At 56.8% G+C, this 11676-nt stretch carries 9 protein-coding genes; 6 read left to right on the forward strand and 3 right to left on the reverse strand.

The annotated features are described in order from the left end of the window. Positions 1 to 364: 364 nt before the first annotated feature. A complete protein-coding gene (locus tag ACO550_RS04560; RefSeq protein WP_315591743.1) occupies positions 365 to 868 on the reverse strand; it encodes a hypothetical protein in 504 nt (167 codons plus the stop codon). A 124-nt stretch (positions 869 to 992) separates the two neighbouring features. Here ACO550_RS04560 and ACO550_RS04565 point away from each other — a divergent pair. The 4 genes from ACO550_RS04565 (at position 993) to ACO550_RS04580 (ending at position 6341) form a co-directional block, all read left to right on the forward strand. Then, positions 993 to 2197, forward strand: a protein-coding gene (locus tag ACO550_RS04565; protein WP_315591929.1) for an IS3 family transposase whose coding sequence is annotated in 2 segments (ribosomal slippage) — positions 993 to 1311 and positions 1311 to 2197 — 1206 coding nt in all. Because the reading frame shifts where the segments join, the coding sequence is not laid out codon by codon here. 977 nt (positions 2198 to 3174) lie between these two features. Next, positions 3175 to 3723 carry a hypothetical protein gene (locus ACO550_RS04570; RefSeq protein WP_315591744.1) on the forward strand — a complete coding sequence of 183 codons (549 nt, stop codon included), beginning with the start codon at positions 3175 to 3177 and terminating at the stop codon, positions 3721 to 3723. Beyond that, on the forward strand, positions 3720 to 4913 hold the full coding sequence (locus ACO550_RS04575) for a hypothetical protein (protein ID WP_315591745.1): 1194 nt from the start codon (positions 3720 to 3722) through the stop codon (positions 4911 to 4913). The genes ACO550_RS04570 and ACO550_RS04575 overlap by 4 nt, the downstream gene beginning before the upstream one ends. A gap of 3 nt (positions 4914 to 4916) precedes the next feature. Further along, positions 4917 to 6341: a hypothetical protein gene (locus ACO550_RS04580; RefSeq protein WP_315591746.1), complete on the forward strand. Its 1425-nt coding sequence runs from the start codon at positions 4917 to 4919 to the stop codon at positions 6339 to 6341. Between the two features lie 59 nt (positions 6342 to 6400). On the opposite strand, the gene ACO550_RS04585 is transcribed toward ACO550_RS04580, so the two are convergent. Continuing rightward, positions 6401 to 7423: a hypothetical protein gene (locus ACO550_RS04585; RefSeq protein ID WP_485994267.1), complete on the reverse strand. Its 1023-nt coding sequence runs from the start codon at positions 7421 to 7423 to the stop codon at positions 6401 to 6403. A gap of 100 nt (positions 7424 to 7523) precedes the next feature. Here ACO550_RS04585 and ACO550_RS04590 point away from each other — a divergent pair, with 100 nt between their 5' ends. Then, the gene (locus ACO550_RS04590; RefSeq protein ID WP_315591748.1) at positions 7524 to 8207 is read left to right on the forward strand and encodes a DNA adenine methylase; all 684 of its coding nucleotides are present in this window, start codon (positions 7524 to 7526) and stop codon (positions 8205 to 8207) included. A 1910-nt stretch (positions 8208 to 10117) separates the two neighbouring features. Then, complete coding sequence (locus ACO550_RS04595; RefSeq protein ID WP_315591749.1) at positions 10118 to 10441, forward strand: hypothetical protein; 324 nt, start codon at positions 10118 to 10120, stop codon at positions 10439 to 10441. Between the two features lie 80 nt (positions 10442 to 10521). Here ACO550_RS04595 and ACO550_RS04600 read toward each other — a convergent pair whose 3' ends face one another. Continuing rightward, complete coding sequence (locus tag ACO550_RS04600) at positions 10522 to 11427, reverse strand: tyrosine-type recombinase/integrase (protein ID WP_315591750.1); 906 nt, start codon at positions 11425 to 11427, stop codon at positions 10522 to 10524. Positions 11428 to 11676: the final 249 nt, after the last annotated feature.

Genomic DNA, 11676 nt, shown 5'->3' on the forward strand with positions numbered 1-11676 from the left:
AAGTGGTCTCATCCTTGGCAGCCTTGAAGTCGCGTAAGCAACTCCGAAGACCCGCTCTGAGCATCAGACGACATGGCGCTCTCTTGGCTGTGATGGCTCTGGCACGGCTCGGCGAGTCGACAGCTACCGAGAAAGAGCATTGCAGCAGTCGGCCTTTGGCGCCGGTTTTCTTAGAGTACAGAATAAGGCCGCTTATCTTGCACGGATATGTGCGATGCGGTCGTCGCCATTCCTGCACAATCGACATCGGTCACCCTCGCCGCTCGCGGCTGAGCCAAGCACGCATTGCGCACCCCACCTCATCAGTCGAAAAGAAAAACGAGCGCCACAAGGACGCCCGCTTGAGCTTGCTACCGCTATCACCTCAGACGAGCTGCTCACCCTTCTGGTCCAGCCCGAGCACGGGTTCACCGTAGGGCGGAAGGTCATCCAAGCGGGTAACCCAACCAAAGGGAAACACCACCAGGCCGTTCTCACCCGCGTGGGCGAAACACCGACGAAGCTTCATGTGATACTCATAGAACTTCTCTTCGCCTACCGATTTGACAGCCGCCTCCCATGCATCGAAGTCGGCGACGAGCTTCTTGCAGACCACAGGACCGAACGTCATGCCGGTCATGCCGTAGCGGAGCAACTCCCAGAACGGACCGCGACCATCGGTCTCGGGATACTTCTCTTCATCCTCGACCAACGCGGCAACCGCCTTGAACCATTCACCGACGGTCCTGCGACCTTCCAGCGGCTTTCCCGGGGAAATCAGCACAGTCAGCTTTCGACAGTAGTTGTAGAACCACGGATCATTGATGTCGTCGTAACAGAACCGTTCCCGGCTGCTCGTCTCGAACTCATAGGACGCATCGGTGAGCAATCCCTCAGCAAGCTGCGGATATGAAGCTGGTGGAGCGGCCCCCTGAAACGCCGGACACAGTCACCCACTTACAATAGCGGGTAGGCATACGACTGTGTTTATGACTAAAACGAAGCAGGAATTGGTGGAAGTGTTGACGGGGCCGGAGCGTCGGCGACGTTGGTCGCCTGAAGAGAAGCTTGCGATGGTGCGCGAGAGCTGCGAGCCGGGCAAGACGGTATCGATGGTGGCGCGCCAGCATGGCGTCAATCCAAACCAGCTCTTCCAACGGCGCAAGCTGTACCAGGACGGCAGTCTGTCTGCGGTCAGTGCTGGCGAGGAGGTGGTACCCGCTTCCGAGTTGGGCGACGCGCTCAAGCAGATTCGGGAGCTGCAGCGCCTGCTGGGCAAGAAGACCATGGAGAACGAGATTCTCCGAGAAGCGGTGGAGGTGATGAAGTCGCGAAAATGGATTGCGCGCTCACCCTCATTGCCGGGGGACGACCTGTGAAGCGGGTCTGCGAAGTTCTCGGTGTAGCGCGCTCGAATGTGGCAGAGAAGCTGGCTCGTTCTGCCGACTGGCAGGACGGGCGTGCCGCGAGGAAAACCGACGATGCCGGGCTGGTCGAAGAGATTCGCATTGCAGTCGCGCATCTGCCCAGCTACGGCTATCGGCGGGTCTGGGGCGTACTGCGTAGGGAACGAGAGCATCGGAGCGCGCCTCCCATCAACGCGAAGCGGGTCTATCGGGTCATGCGTGAGCACGGCCTGCTGTTGCAACGCAGAGCGGTTCCGCCGAGGCCTCAGCGCCGACATGATGGCAAGGTTGCTGTCGTGAAAACGAATCAGCGCTGGTGCTCTGACGGCTTCGAATTCCGCTGCGACAACGGGGAGCCGCTGCGCGTGACGTTCGCCCTGGACTGCTGCGACCGCGAGGCGATGAGCTGGGCGGCAACCACTGGTGGGCATAGTGGTGAAGTGATCCGTGACGTGATGTTGGCCGCCGTCGAGAATCGCTTCGGTAACGCAATGAAGGCGCCAGTGGAAATTGAATGGCTGACCGATAACGGCTCGGGCTACACGGCTGACAAGACCAAGGCGTTCGCGTCGGCCATTGGCCTGAAGCCGCTGACCACGCCGGTTTGCAGCCCGCAGAGCAACGGGATGGCCGAGAGCTTCGTGAAGACCATGAAGCGCGACTACGTCGCCTTCATGCCCAAGCCCGATGCCGAGACAGCAGTTCGCAACCTCGCTATCGCCTTTGAGCATTACAACGAGCAGCATCCCCATAGCGCCCTGAGTTACCGCTCCCCGCGGGGGTTCAGGCGTGCGATGGCCTTATCAATTTAACGGTGTGACCGTGTCCGGGGATACGGGGGCAAATCCAGCTGGCGCGACCACCGCGACCGTGGAGCATTGCTGTGCCAACAGCGAACGGTGGAAGCTTAGGGGGTCGGGGGTCCTAGCCAGGTTGGAAATGGCAATGAAACAGCAAAAGCGTACGCCCATAGGGAAACTCCAGCGAAGCGAGCATGGAAAGATGGCGGCGTCTCAGACGCGAAGCCACCTTCCACAGCGATGTTATTGAGCAGGTCTTTGACCTCGGTTTTGCATGCCGACGAAGCGACTTGCGGAGAGGTATAACGCAAAAAAAATCAATTGACGGCGCCAGGGAGATTGGCCCGGAGGAAACCGGCGCTTATTGCTGGCAGTTTTCGTCAAAAATTTCTTTTGTAACAAAGGAGAAGAAGGTGTCCAGCGTCGCTCCCGCTGTGGCGCTATTGCAGAGAATGAGGACTGCGTGGGGAGGAGAGATGGGAAGTTGGCGAATGCAGCACAGGGCCCGCGATGGCTGCGCTTGCCGAGGGCACTGGGGACTGGCCGGCCAGCACCTGCGTTGCCTACCGGATTCCCAGCGCGCGATAGCAACTGACCTACGCATACCGCAAGCCCCGTGCCCTCCTTCTCATCGGTTTGGCCCGTCCTGAATAAGGGAACGCCAAGGACGTCTGATTATTTCCGACATCCTGACTACCCCTCCCATCACAGGAAGATAGTGGGGGCGGCTTAGGTTGGCTCCCACTGGCCATGGCGCCCAGCGACCGCTGGCACCGCTGGCACCGCTGCATTGCTGCACTGCTGCGCGAGCAGCGAGGCCTCTATGCCTAACGTCCGGCACGGCGTACGACATGGCCCTTGCCTAACAAGGCTCGACGGCGAAATTCGCATCGTCAAACGCTACATTCTGTGCGCAAAGGCACATTTCCATCCTACTTATCCTGCTCCGGAATGTATAAAAGAAAGCTACAGTTTTGGAGAAATTCCAAATGATCCGAATCGGCTACGGAAAAATACATTTGTCGAATATATGCATATTCCCTTTTGCTCTTGCGCACAGGATACTCGGGTTGGCTGCAGCTTGTGGGCTGCTTGCTGGTTGCGCGGCTTACGTGACCCATCAACCAGACACCGCGTCTAGCCAAGGAATCCGCTATTACGAGAACTCGCCCTACCTGATCGTCTACTCCGACGGCAAGGGCGGCCTGCGATGGCAGATTCGCTACCTCCCTGACCAAAGTAGGATCATGACAGTCAGTCCGACGATCGTCGGAGGACGCACGGAGATGGCGCTGTACTTTCAGAATGGCGTGCTTTCGACAGTGAGCGTTCTCGGCGACAGCACGGAGCTCCCGAAAGCCGTGATCGCTGCGGTTCAAAGTGCAATTCCGTTGCTCGCGGCCGCCGGGCCGACTGTCGACGGATTTCCTGCGCCCTATCTATACAAAATCGTGGTGGACGGGGAAATCCTTACCTTCATCGGTGGTCAGGGCGACACTTCGATTCAGGTACCCATAAATCCGGGAGCAGGACAATGATCAGTGACTCTGCTGCTCTTCGCGCGTCGCACACGATCGTTGCCGCCGCGCTTCTGATAACCGGCTGCGCGAACGTAAACGTCAGTCAAGTGAAGGATGGGGACGCCACCAAAGGACTGCGCTACTATCTGCCTAAACCTTACCTTCAGACCGTTCCACAAGCGGACGGTACGATTAATGTCGAGGTCATATTCCTCCCTGACCGAAGCCGGTCGTATGCGATCGACACTAGTTCGTACCTTAGCTCCTACACATTTCAAGCATCTCGGGATGAAAAGGGCCTTTTGACGGCAATCGAGTTCAAAGCTAGCACTGCTGCCGTGGGACAGCAACTCGCCAGCAGCTTTGGAACCTATGCAGTCCAGGCGTACAACATGCAGACCGCAGCGGCGGTCGCGCAGCAGGCGCAGATCAACACTGCACAGACTGCCCTCGATACCGCGCGCTCGAACCTGGCGTCAGCCGAAGCCACGTTGGCCAGTAATCTGGCCAACGGTGCGAGCGCGGACACGGTTAGATCCGACCGTGCCACGGTCGCCAGCGCTAGGGCTAAAGCCGACATCGCAGCAGAAACGCTTCTCCGGACACAGACCACGTCGCAGCTTGTGAATAACGCTAGCGCTGCGGCGGGTTCAACGGTAACGACCACCGGGCCAACGCTCGGTACGGGGTTTCCCCAGCCGGGAGCGTGGACGCAACCGGCGGTGGTTAACCTCCCCCAGCAATTTGGCCCCGTGCTCTATGCAGTTAACGACAATGGCTCGAAGGTTTCACTGGTCGCCGTAAAGGCTAAGCTGGACGGCACCACAACAGCGGCCACGCAAGGCGGGGTCCAGAAGGCTGCACAACCCGCGTTTAGAACAACAAGTGCCGCACTTGGCCCGCCATCGTTGGTCCCGATTAGTCAGACCCAGCCGACCAGTGTCAAACAGGCTACGTTCGTCTTCGACCGGCCGGTTAAGGAGATAACCTCGCTCGGAAGCTCGACTACCACCGACACAGCGCCACCTGTCCTCGTGGACGCTTCGGCCGCTCCAAAGCTCTCGGGGGACGGCAAGACTGTTACCGTGGACACTACCAAACTGAAGGCCGGAAACTATCTCGTCACCGTCGCCTACAAATACGTCGTCGATCCGGCCGGTAACACGCTTTCAAACACCAAGCAAGCAAAGCTGACCATAACGCCTTGATCCATGATTCCCGTCACCTGCTATGTCGCGGACTTCAACTTGCGGCCCGGATTCCCGATTGTCTCGGACTTGAGCTTGAACGGACGACCGATCAACGCCTACTTGCGAGAGGCCTCGGGTAACTCGGCAATCGAGCTCACATGCGATTATTCGCGGCGCGGTCGAGTGCCCGACCTGGTCAGCCCGCTCGGCGTGGGCGAGGATCAGATGATGGAAGCGCTAACGCGGATCCTAACGCCAGTGCAGCGTCCGGGTGTGCCAACTATCGGGCTTTTATTGACCGACTCGCTAGTAAAAGCGCCGCAGCAGTTCGGATTAATGTTCGACATCGACGGCCGCGACTCAGAATTGGGGCCTCGCCAGGGGTGCGCGGTATTCCTTACTGCCATTGCCAGCGCGATGGGCACGGATCTTACGGATCAGGCGTCACGCGAATTCATCAGTCTCATCGCTCTACATGAGATCGGGCATGCGTTTAACCTTTGGCATGTCGATGGTGACAGCATCATGCAAACACACCCACAGGGGAGCGCATTTGGTACGCTGGAGTTCGAGGACAGGCAGCGGCTTTTTCTCTCGCAGGCAGCAGACAGCACCCTGGCGAGCAGCGTCCTGCCTGGACCCGGATGCGCGGCTTACGGAACACGGCCAGCCGGATTCCCAAGCGGGGATGGCGATCCATTCGCATCGCCTTCGAGAAGGAAGCGTAAGCTGGAGTTACATATCGGTCTGTCGGCCGAAGCGTTATGGCCCTTTGAGCCGATAGAATTGGATGTCTCACTTTCGCTGTCCAACGATGCTCGCAGAGCAGTGGCAGTTCCAAACGAAATTGACCCAGGCTATCCATCGTTCCAAATCTGGCTCACACGGCCTGACGGTCTGCGCTTTCGCTACAGACCTGCCACGCGCTTCTGCAGGCGCAACGGTACACTGAGCCTCAAGCCGGGCGAGCCGCATGTGCGCGATATCGCCCTAGGTTGCCAGTCCGGCGGATATACCTTCGCAGTGCCTGGCGAATATCAGGTGCAGGTAGCGTTCGCGGTGACAGCGGATGAGTTCATCATGTCCAATGTCGCAAAATGCACCGTTAAGGCGGCCGAGCCATCGTCAGTGCAGTGGCTTGCAGCAAAAGCTGTGCTCGACAATGGCGAGGCCAGACGACTACTGCAATACAAGCGAAGGATCCCGTCGCTGCAGACCTACGACTCCTTGACGCGATATGCTGTCGACGCGAGCACTTCACCGCAGACCGCTGCCGCGATCCACTTCGCGATTGGGCGTGCGTTGACCGACACCGCGATCTCGATCGGCGGGCAACAAGATGAGCCGCTTTTACAGAAGGGAAATCGCCATCTCCATCTGGCGCTCGATTCCAATGCGTTGAGTTCAAAGCGTGCACTCGAGGCCAATACACGTCTGCAGCGTTGAAAGCCCGGTAGCGAACTGACTGCCGAACCGCCATGAGAGTAGGCATCGAATCGAGACGCTCAGGCTGGAGTTCCCCACGGCGTTGTTGCAGTACGTGGCGATGCGGCTTTCGGCCAAATTTTCTCAAATTCTGCCTTTTCCAATTTATGCGTGTCTATATATACGTCGCTCTTAACTAAGTCGCGATACGTGCTGACAAGTCGAGCAGCAGCATCGCCATCGAGTTCACGCTGCCCCGTCGTCACGTCAAAAACTCTTCGATGACGTTCGCCAAACCTGTCTTTGTAATCGATAACGGCAAAATGGATAGCATAAGTATTCAGTCGACGACCATCTGAATTCGCGAATGCAGATACTCTGTTGTAAAATTCCCTTTCGTTCGTTGTAAATACCTCGTATAAGCGCCCACTATAGTTTCCGAGATATTCCTGAACTGAGCTGAATGCATAAATGACCGGAACGTAAACTGCGCGAATCTGACTATCCGCTTGAGTACGTGGAGCGCCTGCAATCTGTAACTCGCCAATGTAGAGAAATGTCAAAGGGTGAACAGACAGTTCGGTTAGCTCTCCGCCCGTGTTTTCGACGCTAAGCATTGCATGGTCAGGCTTCGCAGACGGTCGACTCAACTGTACTTTGATGAAAGGCTGCGCAAGCCGCTCAGCAGAGGACAGATTAGAGGCACGCCGTTTGTCGAGTTCAAGTATGCATTGCACGTAGGCTTGGTACTTTTTCTCATCACCGGTCATCAGACCGTTGCGCATGGCGTCAATTCTAATCTCCGTTGCACGCTCAGCTGATATTTCACCACTATATGCGTCCTTCTCCGCAGCAATCTTCAGGCCCACGCGATCATCAACACCTAGTCCTCCACATCGAGCCACATCTTTCATTTCAGCGTCCCGCTGGACAAGCGAGCCCGCTGTGGTAGAGGTGCCGGTCATGGAGCAACCTGCAGTCACAGCAAAAACCGCACAAATGGCGATAAAACACATTCTCATTCTGAAACCTCGATGGTCTATAGCGTAACTGGTGTTTTCGGTCGTTCGCGGAAAAACTTGATGGTAAATGCGTCGGAACATCCGCGATCGCCGCGGTCCGAGCCTCACACCGTCATTCCCTCGCCCAGGACAGACGCAGTTTTCATTCATTTCATGACCGCTCGGCACACCTATACTGAGGATGCAAAAACATCCTCACCTCCGCGCGGAACAAGCCGGCACTCCTTTTCTCCTCAATACCTCAGCTTCGGCTGGGCCAATTTTGAAATGGCCGGGCGGCAAGACGCAGATCCTCCCGACGCTCCGGAGACTGCTGCCCGCTGGAAACCGCCTGGTGGAACCGTTCCTTGGCGGTGCCAGTGTGTTCCTTGGCACTGACTTTCCGAGCTACCTGTTGCTCGACGCACATGTCGACCTCATCGGCATGTACAAACAGATGGTTCAGCGTCCCGAGCGAATCATTGAGCTAGCCCGTCCGCTCTTTTCCCAACACGCGGCCAAAGAGGAAATCTATCTCTATATCCGCGAAGCACTCAATCAAGCGGCGCCGGCTGACAGAAGCTGCATGCACGTGTGCCAGGCGTTTCGGTATCAAACTGGCGCTGAAAAACGCTGGAGGCCTTTCGGTGGCGTCGCATGCATCGAACAGGCTAACTGCTCCATGTTCGTAGCATCCCGTTGTGCTCAAAGATGTCGGAGATCAGATATCTTCCGCCACGTCGTTCCTAGGAAAGCCATACGAGTGAACGGAAGCGTTGCCCTATTGCATTTGGTCAAGGGCCACGCGAACATTGAAGGCCGAGTCGGCCCGGAAGTCCGGCACGAAGACATCGTCCGTCCGCAGTATGGCAGAAAGCTCAACTAGCGCGGCGAAGACATCGCCGAGCAGCTCGAGGCCAAGCAGCGGCGATGGCACTGGCGAGTGATCCGCTATCGTCGGCCAAAGAAGGCCTGCGTTCGCTGTGACTGCATCGTTCAGGCGGCCGCGAGCCGGCCACATTGACCGCGGTATGTCGGTGCCTAGTCTGTCCCCAATGCCTTGGTTTGAGAGTTCTGCGACTACCGGTAGTCGGCAATATACACGCGGGATGACGTTGAGTGAGCCGCTTGACATTTGCCGATAGCGTCTGACAAGGCCTGCACACTAGCACACCCGCTGGTTCGTTGGGCCTTGGCTTAGCAGATGGCTCGATCGCAACCTCAATCTCTTGTCCCTGGCCATGGATATCCCAACAACGTTCAGGCTAAGGCAGCCTGGCCCATAGATTGGTCATCACGGAACTCGTCGCCTCGCGCGATTGCAGATCTGTTACGTTGGGGTTCAAGACGAACTGTACCTGCAAGTCTCGACCTTCCTCTTCTACCATCACACCCATGGTTCAGAGACGTCCTCTACCGACATACCTGACGACAGGGCGTTGACCATTCCGTATATCTTCTGATCGATCTATATAGGAAATTCATCATGCAACGCCGTACCCTGGCTACCGCCCTGCAAGCCCTAATTCTCGCAACCAGCGCCATGGCAGCACTGCACGCTGAAACCGTGAGCGCCCGCACTGTCACCGAGCCGCGAAACGTGTACTCCGATGGAGCACGTAGCGTCCAAGAAGAACGAAGCGTCTACACCGATGGCGCTCGCGGTGTACTCGATAGCCGTAGCGTGTACAGCGATGGCGCCCGTGACGTACGCAGCGAGCGCAGTGTGTTCACCGACGGAGCGAAAGGCACAGGCGCTCTTACAACAGCTGGCATGGACCGAACTGGTGTGTCTGCCCCCCCGGGAGGCGCAGCCTGATGCACACACCTGCCTAACTTGCACCCTCACCTAAGCATTCCCGGCGAGAATCTCATCGAGATTCGTTGCCCGGGAACTGCTTATCTGCAGATCCTTCCGATCACATCCTCGGTCATGTTGGGTGTGGCGGTTATCACGCTGTCCAGCGCAGTTCCCATAGCGTTTTGCATATCGGAACTAGTTGCTTACTCCGTTCGAATCGATCGCCTCGTTCGAGACGCTCTCTACCGGCGCTCCAACGGGCCCCAAAGATCTTCTGCGGGGGTGCGTTCCTGGAACCACACCCCCGCACCGCATCAGCCCTATTGTTTCATCCCGTCGGGAGCCGCAGGCTTCTTTTGTCGAACTTTCGACCCGGTTGTCGCGGGCTTGATCGACTTGCTATCGACAAGCGAACTCGCAGTATCGGGAACGTAGCCATCTCTGTTGGTAACTCGCTCGGCATCCTGCATGTACCCATCCTTATTGCTCACACGTTGCGCGTCGGATGACTTACCCGCATTCGTTTCTGCACCGTGGTTGTAACGGTCGCGAGGACCACCTGCGTGGGCTACGTTGACAGAAAGCGTCATTGCTGTGACCACTGCTAGCCAAATTCTCATGGACTCCTCCTAATCATCTTGATGTACGTAAGGTACATAACCGCCTTACCTCAACTCCGGCGGAAAGCGGTATATAAAAATGCCTCTCAGGATTCACATAGAAAGCAGAATATAAATATCTTCTTCACTCCCATAGCGATGAGTTTTAGTCGTAATTTATCTAGCAGTGTAGCTCCCGCACCTCAACTAACAAAACCATTATTTCTGGGTTCCGCTCTTACCTAGTGAGGCATTCGTCATAACTTTTCAAAACGTTACTAAAGTCTTCCATTACATCGACATAACAGCGTACTATTGACACACAGCCTGTCCGATTTTTATGAGGCGCGCAGTCGGAGCAGGCTCCTGAATCGCGCCCATGTCATGAGATATTCTATGAGCAAGACTTTGTTCTCTAGTCTGATCATCGTTGCTGCTACTGTTGGTGCGACGGAGGTTGTGTACGCGCAGCAAAAGCCGGTGGACCCCTATACCCAAGGCGCCAAGACAAGCAAGCCTGATCCGTACACAGACGGCGCTAAGTCGGGAAGATTCGATACCTATACTGATGGCGCCAAGACTTCCGTGCGAAGTGACCTGGCGCCAAGGAAGGCTGACCCCTACACCGACGGCGCCAAGACAACAAAACCCGACCCTTACACAGACGGTGCTAAGACTGGCAAGCCCGACCCCTACACCGACGGGGCAAGGAAACAATAAGCAAAGCCATCAATACAAGCGACGCCTGTCCGAGGTTCCGCCGTCTGGCGGTACACGAGAGCAGGCGTCGCTCGCGACAGTCATCCTGTCGCCGTCGACTCGATGGTCGCGAGAATTTTGTCGCAAGTATGGGTGCTTGTCAGGCCGAGCAGCTCTGACACTCGTTCGCGAGATACACCGGCGATCAGCAGGCGTCTGCAATAAGTGTTTCTGAGGATGCGAGGCCCCATGTCGTCAGTGGCGGACTCGATTTCGTTAAGCGCGTCTCGCACAAAAATTCCAAGGCTCATGTCGGTAATGGGTTCTCCCGACGCACGTAACGCAAAGAGTAAGTCACCCTGAATTCGCAGTTGCCTGCGTCGGGCCTGCCACGCGGCAAGAACGGGAATAGAAAAGGGTTCCAGCGGAATTCGCCTGCCCTGCTGCGCCGCTGTGCCGGGGACATGCAAATGTGGAAATGTTCCTGATGGATAGAGATCCTGAAGTACGACGGATCTTCCTTCACGAGCCGTGATACCAGTCCCGAGGAAGAGCGCTACGACTGCACGCCTACGCAGAAGCGATGTGCTATCGGCTTTGCCGGGAAGCGCAAAGCGTTGCAGGCGACGATCCGCCTCCTCAGAAAGGAACGGCGGGGTTGAACCTCGAGCGGGCCAGACGGCACTGCTCGCAAGTTGAGTGGCAGGATTGCTTTCGCGAACGCCGATCGCAACTAGATGCTGGCAAAGCCGATCTAGCAATTTCAGGTATCGAGTACGCGTGCTGGGCGCGTGTGTATCTGCGGCAGGTGTTAGCCAGAAGGATTCGATATGCTGACTTTCGAAGGTCGCCAAGCTTACCCCATGCGCCAACAGGTGCCGATTGAATCGATCAACCATCGCTCGTTGCTGCACCACAGATTGGGGAGCCAGGCCGCGTTCCATTTCGACTCGTGCCTTCTCCTGCCAGTTGGCATAAACAATGGATGGGTTACTGATCTCATTCATGTGATTTACCGACTGTCGAGAAATTGGAGAAACGATTCGGCGATGTATAGCAACGGCGCGCTGCGCTTACGATCGACGAAAAAAAGAGTGCCCCGACTGGAACAAATGGTCCAGTCGCTCTGGGTGGATGGGCTGAATGAGCGGTCTAGGCGAACCCTCTGAGCGCACGCTGTGGCGTAGCTCTGGGCTTCGATACTTTTGTCAGTTAAACGTTGCGATGCTCGCTTCGACCTTATTGACGGTAACGCG

This window comes from Cupriavidus sp. (assembly GCF_057315035.1).

Coding starts and splice junctions, on each gene's coding strand:
- ACO550_RS04570 (WP_315591744.1), top strand. CDS start 3,175: ATGATCCGAATCGGCTACGGAAAAATACATTTGTCGAATATATGCATA.
- ACO550_RS04590 (WP_315591748.1), top strand. CDS start 7,524: ATGCAAAAACATCCTCACCTCCGCGCGGAACAAGCCGGCACTCCTTTT.
- ACO550_RS04575 (WP_315591745.1), top strand. CDS start 3,720: ATGATCAGTGACTCTGCTGCTCTTCGCGCGTCGCACACGATCGTTGCC.
- ACO550_RS04600 (WP_315591750.1), bottom strand. CDS start 11,427: ATGAATGAGATCAGTAACCCATCCATTGTTTATGCCAACTGGCAGGAG.
- ACO550_RS04580 (WP_315591746.1), top strand. CDS start 4,917: ATGATTCCCGTCACCTGCTATGTCGCGGACTTCAACTTGCGGCCCGGA.
- ACO550_RS04595 (WP_315591749.1), top strand. CDS start 10,118: ATGAGCAAGACTTTGTTCTCTAGTCTGATCATCGTTGCTGCTACTGTT.
- ACO550_RS04585 (WP_485994267.1), bottom strand. CDS start 7,423: ATGTTCCGACGCATTTACCATCAAGTTTTTCCGCGAACGACCGAAAAC.